At 70.1% G+C, this 24,109-nt stretch carries 25 protein-coding genes; 9 read left to right on the plus strand and 16 right to left on the minus strand.

What is annotated here, in order from left to right; genetic code table 11:
* A partial coding sequence (locus tag B9S58_RS01260; RefSeq protein ID WP_146063436.1) for a metallophosphoesterase occupies window positions 1–761 on the plus strand: 761 nt, incomplete at its 5' end.
* 316 nt (window positions 762–1,077) lie between these two features.
* Window positions 1,078–2,631 (plus strand): ABC transporter substrate-binding protein, encoded by a 1,554-nt coding sequence (locus B9S58_RS01265; protein WP_103530304.1) that lies wholly within the window; start codon window positions 1,078–1,080, stop codon window positions 2,629–2,631.
* Here B9S58_RS01265 and B9S58_RS01270 read toward each other — a convergent pair.
* The 10 genes from B9S58_RS01270 to B9S58_RS01315 form a co-directional block, all read right to left on the minus strand.
* Window positions 2,618–3,373 (minus strand): TetR/AcrR family transcriptional regulator, encoded by a 756-nt coding sequence (locus B9S58_RS01270; protein WP_103530305.1) that lies wholly within the window; start codon window positions 3,371–3,373, stop codon window positions 2,618–2,620. The two genes, B9S58_RS01265 and B9S58_RS01270, sit on opposite strands and share 14 nt — an antisense overlap.
* 10 nt (window positions 3,374–3,383) lie before the next feature.
* Window positions 3,384–3,818 carry a thiol-disulfide oxidoreductase DCC family protein gene (locus tag B9S58_RS01275; RefSeq protein WP_103530327.1) on the minus strand — a complete coding sequence of 145 codons (435 nt, stop codon included), beginning with the start codon at window positions 3,816–3,818 and terminating at the stop codon, window positions 3,384–3,386.
* Complete coding sequence (locus B9S58_RS01280) at window positions 3,806–4,267, minus strand: hypothetical protein (protein ID WP_103530306.1); 462 nt, start codon at window positions 4,265–4,267, stop codon at window positions 3,806–3,808. Before B9S58_RS01280 ends, B9S58_RS01275 begins: the two co-directional genes overlap by 13 nt.
* A gap of 93 nt (window positions 4,268–4,360) precedes the next feature.
* On the minus strand, window positions 4,361–5,251 hold the full coding sequence (locus B9S58_RS01285) for a hypothetical protein (protein WP_103530307.1): 891 nt from the start codon (window positions 5,249–5,251) through the stop codon (window positions 4,361–4,363).
* 16 nt (window positions 5,252–5,267) lie between these two features.
* On the minus strand, window positions 5,268–5,867 hold the full coding sequence (locus B9S58_RS01290; protein WP_103530308.1) for a hypothetical protein: 600 nt from the start codon (window positions 5,865–5,867) through the stop codon (window positions 5,268–5,270).
* Window positions 5,868–6,008: 141 nt separating this feature from the next.
* A complete protein-coding gene (locus B9S58_RS01295) occupies window positions 6,009–6,785 on the minus strand; it encodes a succinate dehydrogenase iron-sulfur subunit (RefSeq protein ID WP_103530309.1) in 777 nt (258 codons plus the stop codon).
* Complete coding sequence (sdhA, locus tag B9S58_RS01300) at window positions 6,785–8,539, minus strand: succinate dehydrogenase flavoprotein subunit (RefSeq protein WP_103530310.1); 1,755 nt, start codon at window positions 8,537–8,539, stop codon at window positions 6,785–6,787. Before sdhA ends, B9S58_RS01295 begins: the two co-directional genes overlap by 1 nt.
* Window positions 8,540–8,569: 30 nt before the next feature.
* Complete coding sequence (locus B9S58_RS01305; protein ID WP_103530311.1) at window positions 8,570–9,052, minus strand: succinate dehydrogenase hydrophobic membrane anchor subunit; 483 nt, start codon at window positions 9,050–9,052, stop codon at window positions 8,570–8,572.
* A 5-nt stretch (window positions 9,053–9,057) separates the two neighbouring features.
* Complete coding sequence (sdhC, locus tag B9S58_RS01310; protein WP_073740310.1) at window positions 9,058–9,438, minus strand: succinate dehydrogenase, cytochrome b556 subunit; 381 nt, start codon at window positions 9,436–9,438, stop codon at window positions 9,058–9,060.
* A 225-nt stretch (window positions 9,439–9,663) separates the two neighbouring features.
* Window positions 9,664–10,212 (minus strand): 2-oxo-4-hydroxy-4-carboxy-5-ureidoimidazoline decarboxylase, encoded by a 549-nt coding sequence (locus tag B9S58_RS01315; protein WP_374935645.1) that lies wholly within the window; start codon window positions 10,210–10,212, stop codon window positions 9,664–9,666.
* A 457-nt stretch (window positions 10,213–10,669) separates the two neighbouring features.
* Between B9S58_RS01315 and B9S58_RS01320 the strand changes: the two genes are divergently transcribed.
* The 4 genes from B9S58_RS01320 (at window position 10,670) to B9S58_RS01335 (ending at window position 14,408) form a co-directional block, all read left to right on the plus strand.
* On the plus strand, window positions 10,670–12,280 hold the full coding sequence (locus tag B9S58_RS01320) for a family 20 glycosylhydrolase (protein ID WP_103530313.1): 1,611 nt from the start codon (window positions 10,670–10,672) through the stop codon (window positions 12,278–12,280).
* Window positions 12,281–12,418: 138 nt separating this feature from the next.
* The gene (locus B9S58_RS01325; protein ID WP_103530314.1) at window positions 12,419–13,078 is read left to right on the plus strand and encodes a DUF4328 domain-containing protein; all 660 of its coding nucleotides are present in this window, start codon (window positions 12,419–12,421) and stop codon (window positions 13,076–13,078) included.
* Window positions 13,079–13,203: 125 nt separating this feature from the next.
* Entirely contained in the window at window positions 13,204–13,782 is a 579-nt protein-coding gene (locus B9S58_RS01330) for a hypothetical protein (RefSeq protein WP_103530315.1), read from the plus strand.
* 50 nt (window positions 13,783–13,832) lie between these two features.
* A complete protein-coding gene (locus B9S58_RS01335) occupies window positions 13,833–14,408 on the plus strand; it encodes a hypothetical protein (RefSeq protein WP_103530316.1) in 576 nt (191 codons plus the stop codon).
* 702 nt (window positions 14,409–15,110) lie between these two features.
* Here B9S58_RS01335 and B9S58_RS01340 read toward each other — a convergent pair.
* From B9S58_RS01340 to hemC (B9S58_RS01345), 3 genes are all read right to left on the minus strand, one after another.
* The gene (locus B9S58_RS01340; protein ID WP_103530317.1) at window positions 15,111–16,073 is read right to left on the minus strand and encodes a hypothetical protein; all 963 of its coding nucleotides are present in this window, start codon (window positions 16,071–16,073) and stop codon (window positions 15,111–15,113) included.
* A 146-nt stretch (window positions 16,074–16,219) separates the two neighbouring features.
* Window positions 16,220–16,462, minus strand: coding sequence for a helix-turn-helix transcriptional regulator (locus B9S58_RS37400; RefSeq protein ID WP_146063437.1), 243 nt, complete (start codon window positions 16,460–16,462; stop codon window positions 16,220–16,222).
* A 58-nt stretch (window positions 16,463–16,520) separates the two neighbouring features.
* Window positions 16,521–17,441 (minus strand): hydroxymethylbilane synthase, encoded by a 921-nt coding sequence (gene hemC / locus B9S58_RS01345; protein WP_103530318.1) that lies wholly within the window; start codon window positions 17,439–17,441, stop codon window positions 16,521–16,523.
* Between the two features lie 98 nt (window positions 17,442–17,539).
* On the opposite strand from hemC (B9S58_RS01345), the gene hemC (B9S58_RS01350) reads away from it, so the two are divergent.
* Window positions 17,540–18,472, plus strand: a complete 933-nt coding sequence (hemC, locus tag B9S58_RS01350) for a hydroxymethylbilane synthase (protein ID WP_103530319.1) — start codon at window positions 17,540–17,542, stop codon at window positions 18,470–18,472.
* On the opposite strand, the gene B9S58_RS01355 is transcribed toward hemC (B9S58_RS01350), so the two are convergent.
* Both B9S58_RS01355 and B9S58_RS01360 read right to left on the minus strand, forming a co-directional pair.
* Window positions 18,459–19,391, minus strand: a complete 933-nt coding sequence (locus tag B9S58_RS01355) for a hypothetical protein (RefSeq protein WP_146063438.1) — start codon at window positions 19,389–19,391, stop codon at window positions 18,459–18,461. The genes hemC (B9S58_RS01350) and B9S58_RS01355 overlap by 14 nt on opposite strands.
* Before the next feature lie 58 nt (window positions 19,392–19,449).
* Window positions 19,450–19,800, minus strand: a complete 351-nt coding sequence (locus B9S58_RS01360; protein WP_103530321.1) for a hypothetical protein — start codon at window positions 19,798–19,800, stop codon at window positions 19,450–19,452.
* Between the two features lie 1,386 nt (window positions 19,801–21,186).
* On the opposite strand from B9S58_RS01360, the gene B9S58_RS01375 reads away from it, so the two are divergent.
* Both B9S58_RS01375 and B9S58_RS01380 read left to right on the plus strand, forming a co-directional pair.
* Window positions 21,187–21,978, plus strand: a complete 792-nt coding sequence (locus tag B9S58_RS01375; protein WP_103530324.1) for an RNA polymerase sigma factor — start codon at window positions 21,187–21,189, stop codon at window positions 21,976–21,978.
* Entirely contained in the window at window positions 21,978–23,135 is a 1,158-nt protein-coding gene (locus B9S58_RS01380) for a hypothetical protein (protein WP_103530325.1), read from the plus strand. The genes B9S58_RS01375 and B9S58_RS01380 overlap by 1 nt, the downstream gene beginning before the upstream one ends.
* A gap of 188 nt (window positions 23,136–23,323) precedes the next feature.
* On the opposite strand, the gene B9S58_RS01385 is transcribed toward B9S58_RS01380, so the two are convergent.
* Window positions 23,324–24,109: peptidoglycan-binding protein (locus tag B9S58_RS01385; RefSeq protein WP_258044136.1), on the minus strand; the 786-nt coding region annotated here is incomplete at its 5' end.

Raw genomic sequence — 24,109 nt, forward strand, 5'->3', positions numbered from 1 at the left:
CCGTCGGGTACGGCACGTACGGGGTGCTGCGCGGGCCGAGCGTCAAGCGGATCACCGTCCCGCTGGCCAGACTGCCCCGCGCCGCCCACGGCTTCCGGATCGCCGTGGTCAGCGACATCCACATCGGCCCGATCCTCGGCCGCGCCCACACCCGCCGGATCGTCGACACGATCAACGCGACCTCACCCGACCTGGTCGCCGTCGTCGGCGACCTCGTCGACGGGTCCGTCGCGGACCTGGGCTCCGCCGCCGAACCGCTGGCCGCCCTGCGCGCCCGGCACGGCAGCTACTTCGTCACCGGCAACCACGAGTACTTCTCCGGCGCCGAGCAGTGGGTCGATCACGTCCGCGAACTGGGCCTGATCCCGCTGGAGAACGCCCGGGTGGAGGTCGAGGGCTTCGATCTCGCGGGCGTCAACGACATCGCGGGCGAGACCGAGGGCCAGGGGCCCGACTTCGGCAAGGCGCTGGGCGACCGGGACCGGGGCCGCGCCGCCGTCCTCCTCGCGCACCAGCCCGTCGTCATCCACGACGCCGTCGAGCACGGTGTCGACCTCCAGCTCTCCGGCCACACCCACGGCGGACAGCTCTGGCCCGGCAACCTCCTCGCCGAGCTGGCCAACCCCACCCTCGCCGGGCTCGAACGCTACGGCGACACCCAGCTCTTCGTCTCGCGCGGCGCGGGCGCCTGGGGGCCGCCCGTCCGGGTGGGCGCCCCGTCCGACATCACCGTCGTGGAGCTCGCCTCCCGGCAGACGTAGGGCGTGCCCGGCAGACGTAGGGCGCGCCAGGCGGACCAGCGCCTGGTTCCGTTGCGGCTGCGACGGTCCCGGGTCCCGGATCCATCATCATGGAATCCACACCGGAGGGTCACCCTCAGCTACGGAAATCTGCAGGTGGGAGGCAGGAAACAGCCTTTTCGGACAGGGGTTCCCGAGCGTGTCCAATAAAAGGCTGTGAGTGCACCATTTACTCTTCCAGATGTGAAAATCGTGTGATTGGGTAAGCGCGAACATGCGGCGATGTGCGCGTCTGAGCGCAACTGCCGAGGTGGGGCTGGTAAGGGAGAGCACGGCAATGCGGTCGGTCCGGGTACGGATTCTCGCGATTTTCGCGGTATTGGTCATCGCAGGCGTCGGCGCCTGGCAACTGCTCCCGTCGGGGGAGGCGAAGGCCGACGCGATCACCGTCGGGACATCGGATGTCGTCACATCCCTCGACCCGGCGGGTGCGTACGACGCGGGTTCCTGGGCGATCTACAGCAACATCTACCAGTCGCTGATGACCTTCAAGCCCGGTGCTGTCACGCCGGAACCCGACGCCGCCGAGAGCTGCGGATTCGTCGGGCAGAAGCTCCAGACGTACCAGTGCAAGCTCCGTGACGACCTGACCTTCTCCAACGGCCGCAAGATCACCGCCGAGGACGTCAAGCACTCCTTCGACCGGATCTTCACGATCAAGTCGGACGTCGGCCCCTCGGGGCTCTTCACCACGCTCGACACGGTGACGACCGAGGGCCGCACGATCACGTTCAACCTGTCCGGCAAGGACGCGACCTTCCCGCAGAAGATCGCCACCGGCGCCGCGGCGATCGTCGACCCGACCAAGTACCCCGGGGACAAGCTCCGTGCGGGCGGCCAGGTCGACGGCTCCGGCCCGTACGTCCTCAAGTCGTACGAGTCCGGGAACCGCGCCGAACTGGTGCCGAACCTGAAGTACCGGGGTGCGCTCAAGAAGACCGGCGAGGCGGTCACCATCCGCTACTTCAAGACCTCCGAGGACCTGCAGACGTCCTGGGACGCCGGTGACGTGGACATCGCCCACCGCCAGCTGCCGGCCGAGACCCTCGCCGAACTGAACGTGAACGACCCGGACGTGCGGGTGACCGAGGCGGCCAGCGCCGAGATCCGCAACGTCATCTTCAACTCCCGTGACGACTCGCCGTTCGGGAAGAAGGCGGTCCGCCAGGCGGTCGCCGCGCTCCTCGACCGGGGGCCGCTGGTCCGGAAGGTCTACCAGGGCACGGTCGACCCGCTGTACTCGCTGATCCCCACCGGTTACATCGGGCACAGCACCCCGTTCTTCGACGCCTACCCCTCCTCCGATCCCGAGCGCGCCGCGAAACTGCTGGAGCAGGCCGGGGTGGAGACGCCGGTCGCGGTCGACTTCGCGTACCGCGAGGGCGACATGTACACCAAGGAGACCGCCGAGCTGCGGCGTCAGATGGAGAAGGACGGGCTGTTCGAGGTCTCGGTCGAGGCCGTGGAGTGGACGAAGTACCAGAAGGGGTACGCGGCCGGTGAGTACGACATGTACACCGTCGGTTGGTTCCCGGACTTCCCGGACCCCGACACCTTCAGCCAGCCGCTCGTCGGCAGCGAGAACGTCCTGCACAGTGGCTACTCCAGCAAGAAGATGGATCAGCTGATCACCGCCACGCAGCAGTTCAGCGACCGCAGCCGGACCTCGAACGAATTCAAGGAGATGCAGTCCCTGGTCGGCGAGGACGTCCCCCTGCTGCCGCTGTGGCAGAAGAAGGACTACGTCGTCGCCAAGTCCGACGTCGCCGGCTCCCAGTACCTCTCCGACGGCACCGGCACCTGGCGTCTGTGGGAACTCAGCTGGATCTGACCGGGCCGGCCGGACGGCCGGGCTCCGCCCCGGCCGTCGCCGTACCCGGCAGGAACTCCACCAGCAGCGCGTGGATCTGCCGCACCAGCGGTCGCAGCACCCGGAACCGGGAGAGCGCGATGGCCCGTGCGGCGATCGGCGCGGTGCGCTCGACCAGCCGTCGGCTTCGCTCGGCGCCCTCGGTCCGGTCGTACACCCAGAACAGCACCAGGCCCATCTGCATCAGCCACATCAACTGCGGCAGCAGCGGAGCCAGTTCCGGATCGCTCTTGACGTCCGCCCCGGCGATGCAGCGCTCGTGGATGGAGATCGCCGCGTCGCGGGCGGCCCCCGAGTCCTCGGAGAACGGGGAGAGCGGACTGTCGGGGTCGGCCGCGTTCTTGAAGAACTGCGCGGCGAAGCGGTGGTACGGCTCCGCCACGTCCAGCCAGCCGAGCAGCACCCCCCGGACGCGTACGGTCAGATCGCCGTCGCCCTCCAGCACGGGCCGGACCGCCGCCGCGTGTTCGCCGGCGATCCGGTCGTAGAAGCCCTGGACCAGGTGCTCCTTGGAGGAGAAGTAGTAGTAGGCGTTCCCGACCGAGACGCCCGCCTCCTGGGCGATGGCCCGCATCGTCGTCCGGTCGTAGCCGCGCTCCGCGAAGAGCCGGAGCGCCGTTTCGAGGATCAGCGTGCGGGTCTGCTCGCTCTTCGCGGCCTTGGCCGGCTTGTTCTCCTGCACGTTCTTCTCTTCCTTCACCACGAGCCCAAGGTTAACGGGGACCCCACGGTCCTCCGGGCGGGGCGCCGCACTTCCGGGCCCCGGGGGCGCAGGGCGGCACGGCCATCGAGCGGTAGCGGGCGGCGGCCAGCACGGTGCCCCGGGCGAAGGGCCGGCCCGCGGGGGTGGTCAGCCAGTGAGCCCTGGAGCGGTACCTGGCGAGCGCCCACAGGCAGACGATCCAGGCGGAGGTCTCCCGGTAGACCTGTCCCAGATCGCCGACCACGGTGATCTCCTGGAGCGTCGCCGCATGGTCCAGCTCCGGGAACCGCCGCCGCGCCTCGGCCGATCCGGCCGGTACGAGGTCCAGCGGTACGAGCTGCCGCTGCCGCTGGAGCCAGTGCCGCAGGTGGACGCAGAGCGGGCACCGCGCGTCGTAGAGCACGGTGAGCTGGCGTACGGGGGCGGGCCCGGTCACCGGACGCACTGCCCGGGTGCGGGTGCGGGTGCGGGCGCGGGTGCGGCCCACGGGCCGTGGGGTCCCGGAGGCGTCCAGCCCTGCGGCGGCACGGGCGGGGTCTGTTCGCGCTCCAGGGCGCTGCGGCGGCGGATCCGGCTGAGCAGCCACACATTGCCCAGGTGCATGACGCCGAGCACCAGCAGGACCACGCCGACCTTCACCGAGAGGGCCTCGAACAGCTCGCGGGCGTTGGCGACCCCGTCTGCGTTCTTGAGGTAGAGCGTGACGAACCCGAGGTTGACCAGGTAGAAGCCCACCACCAGCAGGTGGTTGACGGCTTCGGCGAGCTTCTCGTTCCCGCGCAGCACATCGGCGAGGAAGATTCGCCCGTTGCGGCTGAGCGTGCGGGCGACCCAGACGGTGAGCGCCACGCTGATCAGCAGGTAGATGACGTACGCGACAACAGTGAGGTCCATGCCCCACCCTTCTTTGGACGCGTTCAAAAATGCTCGTGAGCATGACCGTAGACCCCTTCTTGAACATGTTCAAGAAGGGGTCTACGGGGAGAGTCAAAGAGCTTTGGACTCGTTCGGATCAGCGGGCCCGGTCGGCTCGGGCAGTCCGGTCGGCTCCGTCAGCGCGTCGGCGATCTCCGTGCGCAACGCCTCGCCGTGCAGCGGCGTCAGCTCCGAGAGCGCCGCGTTCCACTCCTCGGCCGCACTCTCCACCGCCTCCCGGAAGCCCCGCGTCATCGGGCCCCGGGCGAAGAACAGCGCCACCGCGCCCACCGGCCGCAGCAGCCACCGCCCGCGTACTCCCAGCACCACGGAGACCTGCCAGGAACCGTCCTCGGCCGGGCGGGGGGTGATGGTCAGACGGGCCCTGCCCAGCCGGTGCACCGCCTTTCCGGACACCGGGGGCCGGGCGGCCGGAGGTGCCGCGTGCGGCCGGTCCACCGCCGCCCACCAGGCGGCGAGATCGGCCTTGCCGCGCCCCGAGAAGCGGTACAGCGAACCGCCCTTCGGGTTGTGCCCGGACAGGGAGAGCTCCAGGGCCCTCGGCGTCAGCGGATCGCGCAGCCGCATCTTCGCCCGGACGGAGAAGGAGTCCTCCTCCATGAGGCTCTCCACCTCTATGGAGCGTGAGGGCCGCCACTCGCGCAGGACGGCCGCCCCCGACACCGGGGGAGTCCCCGTCGTGCCGTCCGTGCCGTCCGCGCTGTCCGTGCCGTCCGTGCTTTCAGCGTCGGCCGGATCCGGGGTGCTCCCGTACCGCGCCCCCGGCCGCAGGTGACGTCCCTTCAGCAGCCGGACGCCGTCCACGGCCCGCCCGTCGGCCAGCAGGATCGCCCCGTCCTGCTCCCGGGAGGCGTCGAGAAGGTCCACCACGGCGCCGGCGGCCTCCTCGAACCAGCCGCGGTCCAGGGCGGCGACGGAGACCGTGTGCTCGAAACGCGCCATGGGCGGACCCCGTGACTCAGGCGCTCATGGAGCGGGCCTGGTTGAGCTGGCCCATCACCGCGGGGAAGGTGTACGGGCCCATGGCCGGGATCATCGTGGAGTGGTACCGGCCGCCGCTGGACACCGTTACCTGGATGAAGCCGGTGGTCTGCTTCTCCTTCATCAGCAGGAACAGCAGACCGATCAGGCAGAACAGGGCGAAGACGATCGCCAGCACGACCGCGTGCGTCGGGATCTTCTCCTCCGTGCGCGACATGTCCGTGGCCGTCCAGACCGCGCCCTTGAGCGGCATCGACCCGGACGGGGTGACGATCGCGTCGCTCATCACGGTGATGTCGCCGATCGACAGCACCGGGACACCGCCCTGCCCCGGTGCGCCCTGCGGCACCGGAAGGTACTGGCCGGGCATCGTCGGCTGCGCCGCGTCGGGGTAGCCGTAGCCGGGGCCGGGCTGGGCCGCGGTCTCCGGCAGCGGCTGCGGGTAGCCGTAGGCCGGCGGGGCGCCCGGCGCCGGGTAGCCGTACCCCTGGCCGTCGGCCACGGTCGGCTGGTGGCCGGGCTGCTGGGGCGGGCCCCACTTGTACGCGTCGTCCGCGTACGGATTCGGCTCGCTCACGACGATCCCCGTTCTCTTTCGGTCTTCAGCTCCGCTGAACCGTACCGCCCGTGCGGCCCCGGCGCAGCAACAGGCCCCGCCCCCGGCAGCGGTCGCGCTGCGGGGGCGGGGCCTGTCGACGTAACAGGTGCTACGAGCGGGTCAGAAGCGACGCGTGATGAGCGCGCGCTTCACCTCCTGGATCGCCTTGGTGACCTCGATGCCACGCGGGCAGGCGTCCGTGCAGTTGAACGTGGTGCGGCAACGCCACACGCCGTCACGGTCGTTGAGGATCTCCAGCCGCTGCTCGCCGGCCTCGTCGCGCGAGTCGAAGATGAAGCGGTGCGCGTTGACGATCGCCGCCGGGCCGAAGTACTGGCCGTCGTTCCAGAACACCGGGCACGAGGACGTGCACGCGGCGCACAGGATGCACTTGGTGGTGTCGTCGAACCGCTCGCGGTCCTCGGCGGACTGCAGACGCTCGCGGGTCGGCTCGTTCCCCTTGGTGACGAGGAAGGGCATGACGTCGCGGAACGCCTGGAAGAACGGGTCCATGTCGACCACGAGGTCCTTGAGGACCGTGAGGCCCTTGATGGCCTCCACCATGATCGGCTTGTCCGGGTTGATGTCCTTGATCAGCGTCTTGCAGGCGAGCCTGTTCTTGCCGTTGATCCGCATCGCGTCGGAGCCGCAGATGCCGTGCGCGCAGGAACGGCGGAACGTCAGGGTTCCGTCGAGCTCCCACTTGATCTTGTGAAGGGCGTCGAGGACACGCTCCTTCGGGTCGATCTCGATCTGGAAGTCCTGCCACTGGACCTCGTCGGAGACCTCGGGGTTGAAGCGGCGGATCCGGAACGTGGCGGTGATGAACGGGGAGTCGGCGAAGCCGGCTTCGGGCTTCGCGGTCCCGTCGGTCTTGTCCAGGGTCGGGGTAGCCATCAGTACTTACGCTCCATCGGCTGGTAGCGGGTCGTCACGACCGGCTTGTAGTCGAGGCGGATCGACTCGGCGCCGTCGGCGGCCACCTCGCGGTACGCCATGGTGTGGCGCATGAAGTTGACGTCGTCGCGGTTCGGGAAGTCCTCGCGGTAGTGACCGCCGCGGGACTCCTTGCGGGCGAGCGCGGAGACCGCCATGACCTCGGCGAGGTCGAGCAGGTTGCCCAGCTCGATGGCCTCCAGCAGGTCGGTGTTGAACCGCTTGCCCTTGTCCTGGATGGACACGTTGAGGTACCGCTCGCGCAGCTCGGCGATCTTGTCGACCGCAGTCTTGATCGTCTGCTCGGTGCGGAACACCATCACGTTGGAGTCCATGCACTCCTGGAGCTCCAGGCGCAGGGTCGCGACGCGCTCGGTGCCGGTGGAGCTCCGCAGCCGCTCGACCTGGTCGGCGACGAGCTGGGCCGGGTTCTCGGGCAGCTCGACGAAGTCGGTCTTCGTCGCGTACTCGGCGGCGGCGATGCCCGAGCGCTTGCCGAAGACGTTGATGTCGAGCAGCGAGTTGGTGCCCAGGCGGTTGGCGCCGTGCACCGAGACACAGGCGACCTCGCCGGCGGCGTACAGGCCCGGGACGACGGTGGTGTTGTCGGCCAGCACCTCGCCCTCGACGTTGGTCGGGATGCCGCCCATGGCGTAGTGCGCGGTCGGCTGGATCGGGATCGGGTCCGTGTAGGGCTCGATCCCGAGGTACGTCCGCGCGAACTCGGTGATGTCCGGGAGCTTGGCGTCCAGCTGCTCCGGCGGCAGGTGGGTGAGGTCCAGGTACACGTGGTCACCGGCGGGACCGCAGCCGCGGCCCTCACGGATCTCCGTGTAGATGGACCGGGAGACGACGTCGCGGGACGCGAGGTCCTTCATGACCGGCGCGTACTTCTCCATGAAGCGCTCGCCGTCCTTGTTGCGGAGGATGCCGCCCTCACCGCGGGCGCCCTCCGTCAGCAGGATGCCCATGCGCCAGATGCCCGTCGGGTGGAACTGGAAGAACTCCATGTCCTCCAGCGGCAGGCCGCGCCGGTAGCAGGCGGCCTGGCCGTCACCGGTCAGGGTGTGGGCGTTCGACGTCACTTTGAAGAACTTGCCGGTGCCGCCGGAGGCGTAGATGACCGACTTCGCCTGGAAGACGTGGATCTCGCCGGTCGCCAGCTCGTACGCGACGACGCCGGAGGACTTCTTGACCCCGTCGACCTCGGTGATCAGCTGGTCCAGGACGTAGAACTCGTTGAAGAACTCCACGCCCTCCTTGACGCAGTTCTGGTACAGCGTCTGGAGGATCATGTGACCCGTCCGGTCCGCGGCGTAGCAGGACCGGCGGACCGGGGCCTCACCGTGGCCGCGGGTGTGACCGCCGAAGCGGCGCTGGTCGATGCGGCCCTCGGGCGTCCGGTTGAACGGCAGGCCCATCTTCTCCAGGTCGAGGACGGCGTCGATGGCCTCCTTCGCCAGGATCTCGGCCGCGTCCTGGTCGACCAGGTAGTCGCCGCCCTTGACCGTGTCGAAGGTGTGCCACTCCCAGTTGTCCTCCTCCACGTTGGCGAGCGCGGCGGCCATGCCGCCCTGCGCCGCGCCCGTGTGGGAGCGGGTGGGGTAGAGCTTCGTCAGCACGGCGGTGCGGCTGCGCTTGGTCGACTCGATGGCCGCGCGCATGCCGGCGCCGCCGGCGCCGACGATGACGGTGTCGTACTTGTGGATCTGCATGGTTTTCCTCTGGTCCCTCTGTCCCGGCGCCTAGCGGATGTTCGGGTCGAAGGTGAAGATCACCAGCGTGCCCAGCAGGACGGTGAACACCGTGGCGGTGTACAGGAGCATCTTCAGCCAGAAGCGGGTGTTGTCCCGTTCGGCGTAGTCGTTGATGACCGTACGGAGGCCGTTGGCGCCGTGGAGCATGGCGAGCCACAGCATCGTCAGGTCCCAGGCCTGCCAGAACGGCGAGGCCCAGCGGCCCGCCACGAAGGCGAAGCCGATCTTGGAGACGCCGCCGTCGAGCACCAGCTGGATCAACAGGTGGCCGATGACGAGGACGGTCAGGAGGATGCCCGACAGGCGCATGAAGAGCCAGGCGTACATCTCGAAGTTGGTGCGCGAACCCTTGGGCGTCTTGCCCGTGCGCTTGCGCGGGGGCTCGATCACCGGGGCCGGGTGGTCGACGTCGTAGAGGCTCACGCCCTCGACGTCGCCGATCGCGGCTGCGGAAGAAGTTTCGCTGGACATGGGCCTCAGCTCCCGAAGACGTCGCGTACGGCGTGACCGAGGACGGGGTACAGGGCCCCGACCATCAGCACGATCCAGATGCCCACAACGGTCCAGAGCATCTGCTTCTGGAGTCGCGGGCCCTTGGCCCAGAAGTCCACGGCGATGATCCGCAGACCGTTCAGCGCGTGGAAGAGAATCGCGGCCACGAGGCCGTATTCGAGGAGCGCGACGATCGGCGTCTTGTACGTGGCCACGACATCGTCGTAGGCCTCGGGGGAGACGCGGACGAGAGCGGTGTCCAGGACATGTACGAACAGGAAGAAGAAAATGAGGACACCGGTGACTCGATGAGCCACCCAGGACCACATGCCTTCCCGGCCGCGGTACAGCGTTCCAGCCGGCACGGAAGAACCCTCCGGGAGCGGGGATTGGGGTCGGCCGGCTTGACTGTCGGTCTGACCCGGCCGGGTACGGTCCACCGGCCCCGGCCATCGTAGCGACGCATTGTCGGTTCGTTCGCGCCGGGGCCTCTGGTGTGATCAAAGTGGCAATCAAACAGGCACGTACGGGCTAGAGCGTCCCGGTTCCGCGGGGCCCGCGGAACACTGCCGCGCGGGGTCCGCGGGCCACTACCGCGCCGGGTCCGCGGCGACCAGCTCGACGATCCGGCTCCGGGCGAGTCGGCGCAGCTCCTCGGCGGTTACCGCCCGCTCCTCGTCCGGGTCGTGCGCCAGCCGGCCCCGGATCCCGGCCAGTACCTGGTCCACGTGCTGGGAGGGCTGATAGGCGTCCAGGCAGATCACGAAGGCGTGGCCGAACCTGCTCTCGTACGCCGCGTGCGCGGCCCGCAGCGCCAGATGGGCGGCGCGGGGGGCGTCGTGGTGCAGGCAGGGGGCCGGCTCCGAGGCCAGGGCCTCCGCGATGTCACGCGGCGCGAGGTCGTAGCCCGCCTCGTCGGAGGCGGCCAGTAGGGAGCCGAGATCCGGGTAGGGGCGGTGGGCGGCCATCCGGTGGGCCCAGCGGAGACTGCCGCAGCACTCCAGGAAGGCCGCCTCGGCGGCGGCGAAGGGGAGGCTGTTGAAATGGGCCAGGCCGACGCCATGATCGACCGGCGGCCCGCCGGCGGGCGGCACCCCCGGTCCGTCGGCCGGAACCGGGTGGCGCGGCTGCACGGGCACGGCCGACCGGCCGGCCGGGGGCGCGGATCGCTTCGGCAGGCCGGCGGGGGACTCGCTGGACCTGGACAGCGTGGACTCCTCGCAATCAACGACATCTTTGAGGTCAACGACATCTGTGACCCTGCGGCCCCGGAACGAGGCCTCCGTTCCTGAAAGACAGGCCGGAGCGCAATGAGGTTGCGTGGGGTGGGGGTGAAGGGAGAGACAAATGTGCCGCAACGCTAGCGATATCGGTCGGCGGCCGTCCGGCGGACCGAAGAAGAATCACCCGAACGGGAGAGTTTCGGAACGTGTGATGGACGTCTGACCTGCGTCGGCGGGGGTTCCGTTCGTTCCCCCGAGACTCCCGATGGGCGAGGCCACGGCAAAAATGCCAACCTTGCACCCTATTCACTCGTTTCACCCGCTCTTCACTCGTTTCACCCGTTCCTGCCCCCTCAACGGAGGAATCCGCCCGATGTCGCCCACGCGTGGTGCCCTAGTCACCGGCGCGGCTGTCACGGCCGCAGCCGCCGTCGCCCTCACCGTCGTCGTCTGGCCGGAGGGATCCGGCAGCGGACCGTCCGGCGACACGGCGTCGCCCTCCGGCACCTCCGCCGAGGCCGCCGCCCCGTCACCGTCCCGCAGCTACCCGATGTCCAGCACGCCGAGCGTGATCCCGGCGGTCCGCGAGCACACCGCGGCGCGCGGGCCCGGCTGGCAGCCGGGCAAGGACAGCACGGTCGTCATCGCCAAGGGCAGCCAGGTGCTCGCCGACGAGGCGGAGCTGCTCGCCAAGGAGCTGAAGATCCGCTACCGGGGCGCCGAGCCGGCGCGGACCGGAGACGTCGAGCTGGCGCTCGGCGCCAAGGACGCGGGCCCCACCGAGTCGTACACGCTCACCGTGCGCGACCGGCAGGTGAAGATCACCGGACCCGACGAATCGGGCGTCTTCTACGGCACCCGCACCCTGAAGCAGTCGCTCAAGGCGGACGGGACCGTGCCCGAGGGCGTCGTCAACGACCGGCCGGACCGGCCGCAGCGCGGGCTCAACCTCGACATCGCGCGCAAGCACTACAGCGCGGAGTGGATAGAGGACCGCATACGCGAGATGGGCGACCTCAAGCTCAACCAGCTCGGCCTGCACTTCTCCGACGACCAGGCCTTCCGGATCGAGTCGAAGTCCCACCCCGAGGTGGTCTCCGACCAGGCACTCACCCAGGACGAGGTCCGCCGCATCGTCGGCCTCGCCAACAGCCGGCACATCGAGGTCGTCCCCGAGATCGACTCGCCCGGACACCTCGGCGCGGTGCTGGCCGCCCACCCCGACCTCCAGCTGCGCAACACCACGGGTGCCGAGTCGAAGGGGTCCATCGACATCTCCGAGCCCGGCGCGGCCGAACTCATCGACGAACTCCTCGACGAGTACACCGAGCTGTTCCCGGGGAGGTACTGGCACCTCGGCGCGGACGAGTACCAGGCGCTGACGGTCCGGAACCCGGCCGCCTCCTACCCGCAGCTCCAGCGCGCGGCGGAGGAGAAGCACGGCTCCGGCGCCACCATCGAGGACCTGGCGACCGGCTGGCTGAACGACCGCGCGGCCGTCGTCGTCCCGAAGGGCCGGACCGCCAAGGCCTGGAACGACGGGCTCTTCCGGGACACGAAGGTCAAGGCCGACGAGAACATCGAGATCGAGTACTGGACCGGCAAGGAGATCGGCGCCCGCCCGCCGCAGGAGTACCTCGCCGCGGGCTACAAGGTGCTGAACCTCAACGACGAGTTCCTCTACTACGTCCTCGGCGAGCCCAACGAATTCGTCTACCCGACCGGCGAGCGGATCTACGAGCAGTGGACCCCGCTGGTCCTGCGCGGCACCGAACCCGTGGCCGAGCGCTACTCGCCGCAGATCCTCGGCGGCCGGTTCGCCGTCTGGGGCGACCTGCCGAACGCGCAGACCACCCAGCAGGTGGCGAACGGCATCAGGATGCCGTTGGTGGCGACCTCGCAGAAGCTGTGGGATCCGCGGAAGCCCCCGCTGAGCTGGGCACAGTTCCAGGAACTGGCGAAGCGGACCGGCAGCGCGGGGTGACCCCGGGGGCGTTGCCCGGCGGCGCCACCAGCCCGTGGACAGCACCGCTGTCCACGGGCTACGGTCCGCCGACCGCGCGCTCCTGGGGAGGGACGTGAGGTCACCCACCGATTTCACGTCCTGGGGGGGGACTTCTCCGTGCTCTGTACCCGTTGCCGTATCAGAACGGCCGTGACCGACGACGGCCTGTGCACCTTCTGCTCGGGCACCAGGCCCCCGCTGCCCGACGGCCTGCTGCCCCCGGTCCCCGGACCCGGTGGCTGGGGCGTCGGCACCTGGCCGCGCTCGCCCGTCGGCCTGTCCCGGGCGGTGACGGCGCTGCTCGGCGTGGTCATCGCCGCCGTCGTCTTCGTCATCTGGTTCCACCGGACCCGCCGGAACGCCGAGGTCTTCGACGCGGGCGTGCAGCGGATGGGACCCGGCTGGGCGGTGGGAGGCTGGTTCGTCCCGGTCGCCAACTTCTGGTTCCCCTACCGCGTCGCGAGCGGCGTCTGGGAGGCCAGCGCGCAGACCCGGTCGGACGGCTGGCGCACGGTCCCCCGGACCCCGCTCAACCTCTGGTGGAGCGCCTGGGTCGCGACCCTCCTCTTCTCCCGCGCAACCGGGAGCCTGTGGGAGCGGGCCGGGAGCCCGGAGGAGATCGCGCGGGCCGCGAGCCTGGTGGCGGCCTCCGACACGCTGGACATCGTCGCCGCGGTGCTCGCGATCCTCTTCGTCCGCGTGGTGACCCGGATGCAGGTCGAACGGGCCGCGCACGGTGTGGCTCCCGCGCCGGCGGCCCCGGGCGCTCGCCGGTGACGGTCGCCCCGAAGCGACGGCTGCTCCGGTACTCCGATGCGGCGATCAATCCAAAGTGACGGTAGCTCCGAAGTGACGATTCTCAGCCATTCGGCGCAGTATCCGATAGACCGAGGGAGACGCCGATGAGTCTGCTGGAACTGATCGCACGAGCCGACGAGCGCACGCTCGCAGCAAGTGCCGTGGCCTGCCTGGACCGCTGCCTGCCGCTGCTGGCGGGGCCGGCGGGGACCGAGCCGCTGCGCCCGCTCTGGGCGAGCTGCGAGGACGGGCGGGAATGGGCCATGCGCCTCGCGGCCGTCCGTACGGCGATGGACCACGAGTCCGTGACCGACGGGCCGGCCGCACGCGTGCGGGCCATGCTCGGCGCCGCCCCCTCCGACTTCGCCCCCGTACCGCTGCGGGAGTGGGCCGACGCCTGCTCGCTGGTCGCGCTGCGGCTCCACGGCCGGCTCGACGCCCCGGACGACGCGTCCCCGGACGAGGACCACTTGCTCAAGGCGGCCCGCTGCGGCGAACCGGCGGCCGTGGGGCCCCTGGTCGCGGGGGAGCTGGAACGGCAGGTCCGCATCCTGGAGATCCTCGCGGAGACCGCCGGCACGGCGGGCAGCGGCGCCGGACTCCGCAAGGCGCTGGACCTGTCCACGGAGGGCCGCCGGGTCCTGCGCGCGGTCATGTCACGCCGGGCCCGCGGGCGGGGCTGACGGCAACGGCTGAAACGGGGCCGGTGGTGGAGCGGAAGAAGGAGAGTCCCGTGTCGCCGGGCACCGGACGACGTCGTACGGGGAACGGGGCGGCCCTGGTCGCCGCGCTTCTCGCGTGCCCGTTCGTCGCGTTGGGGGTGGCGGTGGCCGCGGGTACGCATCCGGGCGTCCCGCTGGTTCCCGGTTCGCTCGCCGCGTTCGTGGGCTTCGTCCTGATCAGCGAGGTGCACGTGGGCCGGTCACCGGTCCGTGTCTCCGGGAGCCGGCTGACCGCGCGGACGCTGACCGGTGTGCGAACCGTCGACCTGTCCGCCGTCGAGCGGGTGCGGTTGCTGACGAGTTTCTCCCGTGGCGGGGTGTCGGACCGGGTGCTGCTGGTACGCGACCGGGACGGAGTGTGCCTGGGCCTGCGGGAGGCCGCCGACCGGCGCAGGCTGTGCCGGGCCCTGGAGAGGTGCTCGACGCACGGTCCGCAGCCTCGCGTGAGCCGCGCCGCCCGGGCCCATCTCGGTATGGGCGCCGACGGGCTCGGCCCGCACACCGCGCTCAGTTGGCTCGCCACCGTCCTCGGCCTGTGCGGCTACATCAGCGCCGTGGTCGCCCTGGCCGAGTGGGTCCCGGGTTAGCGGGTCCGTGCGCCGCCCGCTCCGGCCGGGCCATCGGGGCCGAAGCCGTCACGGTGGCCGGAAATGGTGTTGAGCGTGGGCTTCTCACCGGTCCGGTGGACACCGGTGTCACCCCGGCTGTGAGCGGCACCTTCGCCTCGGGGCGACATCGCGCAGGCCGAGCTTCCAGGCGGCGACATCGACGACGGCCTGCCTGGCACGCGGCCGTCGGCTCCTGCGGCGCCAGCGAGGTGGCCGGAGCGGTGGGAGACGCGGGCGGCCCGGTGACCGGCGCTTCTGCCGTGGGGTGCAGTACGACGATTCCACGATGATCAATGCCGCCCGGCGGCTGGGCTGAGCTTCTGGACGCGTTCTTCGCGCCGGTGGCCTCCGAGCGCCGAGTGGAAGGTGCCGGGAGCCTGTCCTGAGCTGACGCGGCGTGTGAGCCCGGGCAGGCCGGGTGAGCACGAGAAAGTGTTTGGGCGCGAGGGCTTTGGGCGGTAGGGAAAGTACCTGGCCAGAGGGCCACACGCTGGAGCGACGACCGGGGCCGCCACCCCTGGCCGAACCCAGTCGAGGCATCCCTCTGACCTGCTAGTTTGCTGTCTAGGCGCGGGTTCGCGACTTCCGACTGCCTCGGCCTGCTGCCAGGTGTTTCTGGCTGTTCCCGGGCGCTGTTGGTCATGCGATGCGCCCAGCTCGTCCGGTGTCCGGGCAGGCCCTTCACGCACGCACCGACGTCAGTCGCTGGTGTGCGTACGAGCGCAGGTCGCGAACGGCAGTTTCGCCCTTGTGGGGTTCGAGTGACTCCCGCAGGGTGCTGCGCACCAGGTCGAGGCACCGTGAAGCACCTGTCCCCAGGGCGGTGTCCAGTGCTGTTCGGGTATCCGACACGGCGGCGTCGACGTCATGGCCAGCGAGCGCAGCGTGGGCACGATAGGTGAGCATGATGGCGCGGGTTCTCTCCCGTTCGGGAACCAGCAGGCTCAGGCCCTCCTCCAACGCGGCTGTGGCTCGCCGTGGATCTTCCAGATCCAGCCAGCAGCGCCCGGCGTCGACGGCGAGGTCGGCGGATGACATCCAGGACACCCACGCGGGTGCGGATTGTGCTCTACCACGCTCCAGTTGGTGTTCGGCGTCGTTGAGTGCGCGGGCGGTGCCGACACCGTCCTGGAGGACCGCGAGGGCGCGAGCCCGGCGTACATCCAGCAGGGAGCGGGCTGTCGCGTGGCGGGTTCGGGTACGGGCAAGGGAGAGGATCTTGACCGCCTCACTGGGATGGCCGAGCCAGGTGGCGGAGTAGGCGAGGTCGGAGAGGACTCCGGCTCCGAGGTCGCGGTCGTCGGCGCTGTGGGCTGAGTGCAGGGCGGTGCGCCAGTGGCGCTGCGCCGAGGCATGGCGGCCTTGGTCGAAGTGGAGCCAGGCGGCACTCTGGGCTGCCTGAGCCAGGACGGTACGCAGGCGGCGGCCGGTGGGTTCGCCGTAGCGGGCCGAGTCGAGCAGGTTGATGGTGACACGCATGGCCGCGCCGAGAAGGTCGGCACACTCCTGAGGGGATGTGTTCGCCAGGCCGGGGAGACGTTCGACGCTGCTCTCCAGCCAGGCGAGCAGGCTTTCGTCGACGCGGCGCCCGGCCAGAGCCCCGGCCAGGCGTTCGGGTTCGACGCGAGCCCATTCGGTTGCCATACCGACTAAGGATCCGGCAGCGAGAACGAGGAAGGTGCGGCGGTCAGGCTGGTCGAGATCCACCAATAACTCCGTGTGGGCGGCGCGGGCGCCGGCTGGGCTGAAGGGGAATGGGCGATCGTAGGCGGGGAGCCACCACGGCCATGTCATGGTCCGCATCGTGCGGAATCGATGCCCAGGACGTCGGCCAGCAGCTCTTGATAGAGGTCGCTGGGGGCGCCTACCCGCCTGTGCTCCCACCGGTAGATACGACTGCGGTCGGCAGCGATGCGAAGACCGCGGCGTTGGGCGGCCAGGTTCAGGTGATGGGCGAGCTGTTCCATGCTCCACCCGCGCTGTTGGCGCACGTAGGTCAAGGGATGCCGTACCGCTGCTGTGGTCATGCTCACCCCTCAACTGTGGTGTCTGTACGGCACCGTAGTGACCCCCGCCTGACTGAGTGGTTCGTCAGTGCACGGCTGCCAGCTCATTGGCGCCGAAGCGAATCAGTTCGTGAGAGGCGGCCAAGGCCGCTTCCGAGGCATCGCTTCCGCTGCGGCGGACATCGATCGAGGTCGTGCCGTCTGGCGTGAAGGATCGGGCCCGAACCATGTACGAGATCGTTCCCTCCGCGTCACGGACCGTGCTGCAATACCCGGCCAGCGGGGCATTGCAGAAACCCCCCAGCTGTCGGAGGACCAGGCGCTCGGCCTCGGCTTCGACTGCGGTCGTCGGGTCGTGTAGTGCGCTGATCGCTTCGCGGGTGACCGTGTCGTCCTCGCGGGTCTGGAACGCGATGATCGCGGCGCCGAGCGGCGGGCAGATGACTTCGGGGCTGATGCGGTCAGCGACTGCGTGGGCCATACCCAGGCGTTCCATGGAGCAAGTGGCCACGACCACAGCATCAATCCTGCTCGCGGGGTCATCCAGGGCTCGGAGGCGCGTGTCGACCGGGCCGCGCAGCGGAACGACTGTGATGTCCGGGCGGTGGATGCGCAAGGCAGCGGTACGGCGCACCGAGGCGGTGGCGATGGTGGCACCAGCCGGAAGGGAGTCGAGGGTGACACCAGGCTCGCGGGTGACAAGGCAATCGCGGATTTCGTCGCGCCGCAGGTATGCGGACATGGTCAGGCCAGGGGTGTCGAGGGTCGGTGCGTCCTTGAGGCAGTGCACGGCTACGTCGATCTCACCAGCCAGGAGCGCGGTCTCGATCTCGTCGGAGAAGACGCCGTCCGACTCCAGCGGGGCGCGGTTCTTCGTCCTGTCGCCTTCGGCCTCGGTGAAGGGGCGCAGGATGGTCGGGACGGCAGGGGAGAGGGAGGCCAAGATCGGCGCGGTCTGCATGAGGGACATCTTCGAGGCGCGGCCGCCCACGCGGAGAGGGTTCACGAACTTCTCCTTTAGTGACAATCTGTCGAAATATGTATCGTTCTGGCGCAAGTGTGATGTCGAGTCAACGGACCTGCTATTGCGAGGAGTTGACCCGAATGGGCGACGTGGTGCGCATCGGCTCCAGGGCCAGCAAGCTGGCAAGGGCTCAGGTCAGCGAGTGGCTTGCACCGCTGATCGGGCAGTTTCCCGGGGTCACCTTCAAACGTGAGGCCATCCTCGAAGGCGGCGATCAGGACCGCGTCACGCCGACTCTCGCCGAGGTCGCCAAAACGGCCGGCGGTTCCGCCTTCTCCACCAACCAGGAAGCCGCCCTGGTCACAGGCCGGGTGGATGTGATCGTGCACTCGCTGAAAGACCTCCCCACGACCGTCACGGAGGGCACGACGTTGCTCACCACGCCTGGCCCCCGCGAAGACGTACGGGACGTGCTGTGTGGGGCGACCCTGGCCGAGCTGCCCGAAGGGGCGACCGTGGGCACGGGGGCACCCCGGCGGGTGGCCCAGCTCCTTGCCCTCCGCCCTGATCTCAAGGTGGTGCCGATCCGCGGAAACGTTCCGGGCCGACTCGCCCGGACCACCAAGGGCGCGCTGGACGCGGTGGTGCTGGCTGCCGCCGGATTGAACAGGCTCGGGCTGATGCCCGAGGTGCACGAGGTGCTTGATCCGTATGTCTTTCCTCCGTCGCCGGGGCAAGGCGCGCTCGGTATCCAGGTCCGTAATGGCTCGACGGCCGCCCAGCTCCTTGTCGGAACCGGCAACGGTGAGGTCGACGCATGTGTACGGGCAGAGCGCGCCCTGCTGGCTGAATTGCACGGCGGCTGTTCGGTGCCGGTCGGCGCATGGGGCCGGGTAGGGCAAGACGGGCTGCTGCACCTCTCGGTCGCCGTCACATCCACAGACGGGGCCCAACAGGTAACCGCAGACGCAACGGGTCCGGCAGACGAACCGGAGAAGCTTGGCTTCTGCGTAGCGGCCGACCTGCTGAATCAGGGGGCCGCCGAGATTCTGGCGGTGATCAGGAAGCCCTGAGCCTGCGGGCGATGTCCACCGCGCCGTAGGTGATGATCCGATCGGCCCCAGCCCGCTTGAGGACGGTGTACGCCTCCATCAGGCCGCTCACGTCCCGCTCTCCACCCTCCTGGAGGTCCGTGAGACGCAGGTACTCGCCGGACACGGAGAAAGGCACCACGGGGACGGGCAGCTTGTCCTTCAGGTGTACGAGGGTGTCGACCGTGTGAAGCGCGGGTTCGGTGAGGACCATGTCCGCACCTTCCCGGACCATCTCCAGAGCGATGTGAACGGCCATCTCGGGCCGCCTCGGGTTGATCTGGAAGGCTCGCGCTCCGGACCGGGGGGCCGCCCCCATCGTGACCCGGTATCCCTGGTAGAGAACCGACTCGAAGATGAGGTGCGGCATGATCGCCACGTCCCGGTGGTCGGCTCCGTCCAGAGCTTCACGTACCGCCCGAACCGATCCCGGGATCATCGCGGCCGGTCCCACGATGTCGGCGCCGGCCTCGGCCTGCATGACCGCCTGGGCCGCCAGGACGGTGGTGGTCTTCTCCAGGTCCATGTTGTTGTCCCGCTCGTTGGCGAGCCAGCACTCGCCCGAGTCGGTGTGGGAGCACACGCACGTCTCGGTCATGACCGCGAGGCCGGGCGTGGCCTTCTTCACGGCCTTGATGGTGCGGGCCATGAGCCCCGTCGGGGCGGCAGCCTGCGAGGCGTGGCCGTCCCGGATGCGTGAGCCCGCGAACACCTTGACGGACCGCATCCCCAGGGCCTCTATCGCCCGTGCGGCCTCCGCCGCTTCCCCGACCGTGCGCGTCGGCATGGACGTGGGCGACTTGTCGTCGTCCTCGCGCATCAGGAAGACCATCGTGAGGTCTTCGGGGGTGAGCCCCGGTCCGCCAAGGTAGTTCCGGACCGATAAGCGATGGGTGGGCAAGGCTCCTCCCGAAAGGGTGAGGTTCTGCGGCGTACGGGATGGTTCGGGGGAGCGGTGATCAAGGCCCCAACCAGGTCGTGGGCTTCAGGGTCGTGAAGCACGTGGTTCTCTCTGCTTGTCGGGGGCGGGGAGCCAGGACTCGCGTCGCCGTCGTCGGGGTCTTCCTCGGAGAAGCGCCGCTGCGCTTCGAGCCGCTTTTGCTCGTGGAGCAGAGGTCGCTGATCTCGGTCCACATGAACCACAGCCCCTTGGGATGCTGCTTCTCGGCGGTCCACAGGCGTGCGGCGTGGTCGGTGTCCTTGTCGTGGACTCCCAGTTCACAGAGCGCGAAGCCCATGTCTGAGAGGAGGCCATCCACGTCGTCGGTCCCACCGCTCATGTCGAGGAGGGCAACTATCGCCTCGGCCACCGGTAAGCGAGTTACGACGGTGCATTTAGGAGAGGGAGCAGGGTCTCCGCCCACTCACGCCAGTCGGTCAGGCGGCGGCGAGTCGGATTCACCATTCGTTCAGCACCGCCAAGGTCAGCGTGCAGGCGAGCACGGCGACGCAGACCATGTAGACGATCTGCTTCGACTTCTCGCTCACGGACGGCCGTGTTCCGAGTCCGCCGGCATTGGCTTTCGCTTGGGAGCGAGGCCGCTCGGCACCAAGTACGTCTGCCGACTCGCGGTGAGCGCGCCGAGGTCGGCCAGGGGAGTACGGGGCGGAAGCGTCGGGTTCTTGTGCTCCAGTTGCTTGCGGTACTCAGCGACGAGCTTCCGCAGCAAGCGGGCCAGGTCACGGACGTAGTTCCATGCGCTGAAGACAAGGACGCCGTCGGCAGGGCCGCCAGCGAGAAGCTGGTCTGCCTCCAGCCACGAACCTCGTGCCTCGACGCCTCCGCCGTCCCGCACAGCCTCGGCGAAGACAGCGATCTGCCCCTTGAGCTGGAGAGTGTAATCGTCGATTTCCGGGCGCGTGGTCGTCCCGAGCTTAAGGCTGAGAGCCTCGTCCGCCGAGCGATCGGCTTCCTCGACGTCGAGGGGGTGTGTGGCGTTACCGGCGAACGCCGCTTCTCGCGGCGGAGTGGGCGGGGGGGTGCGTCATTTCGTCCTCCTGTGCGTCATGTGCAGCAGGTACGGAACGAGCCGGGGCGGGCTGGACCTGCGAACGATCGTGCGACCGGGTCGTGATGGACCGTCAAAGGGCATGGCAAGTCTGGGCGTTTGGGGCTTCAAGCAACCCCTACTGATAGCAACGATGGGGTATCAGAAACGTTGCGCGGCCGTTCTCGTGCCGCGACTGGGTCGCAGCTCGGTCAGCCAGCGGTTCCGGAGCTGCTGACACAGCCACCTGTACAGAAGCCTCGGCCCCCTTTCGAGGATCTCGCGAGCCTCGTCGGCCTTCGGCAAGCGCCGGGTGGAGGGGGCCCGGAAGCTCGCGTCGGGGACCGCGCAGCGCATCGGCCTGGGGCGCATCGGCTGACGGTCCGACGGTTGGTCACGCCGTTGGTCACGGAGGGGTAGATGGCCCACAAAACCGCAGGTCAGAGGGCCACATGCTGGAGCGACGACCGGGGCCGCCACCCCCCACAGGAGAGGCCCCGGCCGTCTTCCACGGGGCCGCAGCACGACCCCGTACTCATCTCAGCGCCACGACTGCGTTTTCTGTCACACCGGAAGGCCGCCGCCGAATTGTTGCGGGTTGTACAAGTCGTGGACGTGGCCCCCGCTGAGCACGTAGCGTGCTGGTTCGCGCAGGGTTGCGCAGCGGTTGACCAGCTGCGATTGAGGACGGCAGGGCGGGTTGAGGGAGTGCTGGGGGACGACGCGGAGCTGACCGCCGCGGTGCTCGCGGCGCAGGACGGGGACGAGGACGCCTTCCGTGCTGTGTACCGCGCGGTGCAGCCACGGTTGCTGGGCTACATACGGACGCTGGTCGGGGAGCCGGACGCCGAGGACGTGGCGTCCGAGGCGTGGCTGCAGATAGCGCGGGACCTCGACCGCTTCAGCGGGGACGCCGACCGGTTCCGGGGCTGGGCCGCGCGGATCGCGCGCAACCGTTCGCTGGACCATCTGCGGATGCGCAGCCGCCGCCCCGCGATCGGCGGCGACGAGACCGAGCTGACCGCGCGCGCCGCCGAGTCCGACACCGCGGGCGACGCCATCGAGGCGCTCGACACCGACCGCACCATGTCCCTCATCGCCCAGCTGCCGCAGGACCAGGCCGAGGCCGTCGTGCTCCGGGTGGTCGTCGGGCTCGACGCGAAGAGCGCGGCGCAGACCCTGGGCAAGCGGCCCGGCGCCGTACGCACCGCGGCCCACCGCGGTCTCAAGCGGCTGGCCGAACTCCTCGCCGCCGGCGAGCAGCTCCCGGCACCCCGGGCCGGTGGCGCGTTCGCCCCGGGCGGCACTCCGGCCGCTGACCCGACGCAGGCCGCTGCTCCGCCGCGGGGCGCCGACGAGGGTGCGGGCCCGGAGGCGGGTGGTGACGCCGGGCTCGGCGCCGTGCCTTCCCAGCGTCCCGGCCGGGGCGTCCCGGCCGGGCCCGCCGTGGTCACTCCCGGTGTGACGCATTCGCGACCGTGGACGCAGAGGGACATGTGATGGCCGACGAGCACTACGAGTGGCTTGACGAGGACGCGGCGGAGAAACTGCTCCGCGGCGAACCGGTCGTTCCCGTCGGCGACCAGGCCCGCACCGATGCCTCCCGGCTCGCCGAAGCGCTCGGCACGGCCCGTGGGGGCCTGAGCTCCTCGGCGGGTGGATTCCCCGGCGAGGACGCGGTCCTCGCCGCGTTCCGGCAGGCCGGCCACGGCAACGGCGTGGACCGGCTCGCCGGCCGGGACGCCGGCGCCGCCGTCCCGGGCCGGCCCGGCATGCTGCACGCCGTCCACATCGGCTCCGCCCCCGGCACTCCGGCCCGCCGCCCGCGCTGGAACCGGCCGGTCCGCTTCGGTCTGGTCGCCTCGCTCGCGGGCTGTGCGCTCGGCGGGGTGGCGGTCGCCGCCGGTACCGGCGTGCTCGGTGGAACCTTCGGCGGACAGGGCTCGCCCGCACCCGCCACCTCCGTATCGGCTGCCGTGACCCCCGGGCCGCTGACGTCCAGCGGGCCCGTCGACACTCCGTCGTCCCCGGTCGATCCGTCCCCTCCCGACGAACCGGAGGTGTCCGCCCCGCTCACGGACCGGGAGTCCGCCGGGCCCGATGAGCCCGACGCGGCGCGATCCGGTGACACCGGCCGGGAGGTCGGCGAGGACCGTCCGGGCACTGCGGACCGGCCGGGCGGCGACGGCCGGGAGGTGCCGGCCGGGGGCGGCGACGGCCGGGATGACCGGCCCGGCGGCTCCGGCGACGGCAGGGACAACGAGAAGTGGTACGCGAAGTCCGTCAAGGCGTGCAAGGCCTTCCGCGGCGGCACCCTGGATGACCGGAGCCGGCGCCAGCTGATCCAGCTCGCGAAGGGCGGGAGGAACCTGGAGCGCTTCTGCGACCGCCTTCTCGACGGGAAGGGCGGGAACGGCGGGAACGGCGGAAGCGGTGAGCCCGGAGGTTCCGGCGGTTCCGGTGGCGGGGGCGGCGACGGTGACGGCGAAGGCGGTCAGGACGGGCCGGGTGATGGCGGCTCACTGCCGCCCGTCTCCTTCCGCCCCGTACCGCGTTCCGGTGTGGCCCCGGAGACCCGGGCGGACGCCGACGGGACGGACGCCGGGATTCAGTCGCTTCCGAAGAGTACCGGCGCGGCCTCCGTACCCATGCGCTGACCTGCGGTTTCAGGCCCGGAATGCGGCCCGGGCGGCCAGGTGTGACGTTTTTCGGACGCCGGGCGCAGTACAGAGTGAGCCGACTGGTCATCGGCCGCGCATCGAGCCGGGGTTCCCCCCGTACCTTCGGCTCAGCGCATCGGCGCGGGCGGGACACGTTCCCCCGGTCCCGCCCGCGCCCTCTCTCCTCACCAGTAGACGACGACCTTGTCGCCGTTCTTCACCTGGTCGAACAGCGCCGCGACCTTCTTCTTGTCCCGCACGTTGACGCAGCCGTGCGAGGCGCCGCCGTAGCCGTTGGCCGCGAAGTCGGCGGAGTAGTGCACCGCCTGGCCGCCGCTGAAGAACAGGGCGTACGGCATCGGGGTGTCGTAGAGCGTCGACACATGGTCCCGGGACTTCCAGAACACCGGGAACACGCCCTCGCGGGTGGGCGTGTACTCCGAGCCGAAGCGCACGTCCATCGCGGAGACGACCCGGCCGTCGATCATCCATGCCAGGGTCCGGCTCTTCTTGCTGATGCACAGGACCCGGCCCTTCAGACACCGTTCGTCCGGCGCGGCCACCGGCCGCTCGGTCGGCGGGTCCAGCTCGGCGGCCGTCGGCACCCGGGTCATGGCCAGCAGCCGCTGCCAGGTGACCGTGTCGGCGCTTCCGGTGACCGTCAGCCCGCGCTTGGCCTGGAAGGACCGTACGGCTTCGGCGGTGATCGAGCCGTAGTAGCCGGTGGGGTTGCGCCCGAAGTGGCCGATCTGGCGGAGCCGGGCCTGGAGTTCCCGCACCTGGCGGCCCTCGGACCCGGTCCGCATCAGGACGCGCGGCGGCGGTGCGGTGCTCGGCTCGGGAGCCGGCCGGGCGGTCGTCGGGGCCGGGGCGACGGTGGACGCCGACGGACCCGGGGACGGTGAGGTGCGCGGCTTCGCGTCCTCGGTCGCGGCGGCCGGTGCGGTGGGGGAGGGGCTCGCGGTCGGCGC

It is taken from the genome of Streptomyces sp. SM11 (assembly GCF_002910905.1).
Taxonomy (GTDB): domain Bacteria; phylum Actinomycetota; class Actinomycetes; order Streptomycetales; family Streptomycetaceae; genus Streptomyces.

Bases quoted from the DNA above. Each gene is read 5' to 3' on its own strand.
- B9S58_RS01380 (WP_103530325.1), top strand. From the start codon at position 21,978: ATGGCCGACGAGCACTACGAGTGGCTTGACGAGGACGCGGCGGAGAAA.
- B9S58_RS01280 (WP_103530306.1), bottom strand. From the start codon at position 4,267: ATGGACCTCACTGTTGTCGCGTACGTCATCTACCTGCTGATCAGCGTG.
- B9S58_RS01320 (WP_103530313.1), top strand. From the start codon at position 10,670: ATGTCGCCCACGCGTGGTGCCCTAGTCACCGGCGCGGCTGTCACGGCC.
- B9S58_RS01340 (WP_103530317.1), bottom strand. From the start codon at position 16,073: ATGGCAACCGAATGGGCTCGCGTCGAACCCGAACGCCTGGCCGGGGCT.
- hemC (WP_103530319.1), top strand. From the start codon at position 17,540: ATGGGCGACGTGGTGCGCATCGGCTCCAGGGCCAGCAAGCTGGCAAGG.
- B9S58_RS01295 (WP_103530309.1), bottom strand. From the start codon at position 6,785: ATGGCTACCCCGACCCTGGACAAGACCGACGGGACCGCGAAGCCCGAA.
- B9S58_RS01330 (WP_103530315.1), top strand. From the start codon at position 13,204: ATGAGTCTGCTGGAACTGATCGCACGAGCCGACGAGCGCACGCTCGCA.
- B9S58_RS01285 (WP_103530307.1), bottom strand. From the start codon at position 5,251: ATGGCGCGTTTCGAGCACACGGTCTCCGTCGCCGCCCTGGACCGCGGC.
- B9S58_RS01265 (WP_103530304.1), top strand. From the start codon at position 1,078: ATGCGGTCGGTCCGGGTACGGATTCTCGCGATTTTCGCGGTATTGGTC.
- B9S58_RS01305 (WP_103530311.1), bottom strand. From the start codon at position 9,052: ATGTCCAGCGAAACTTCTTCCGCAGCCGCGATCGGCGACGTCGAGGGC.
- sdhA (WP_103530310.1), bottom strand. From the start codon at position 8,539: ATGCAGATCCACAAGTACGACACCGTCATCGTCGGCGCCGGCGGCGCC.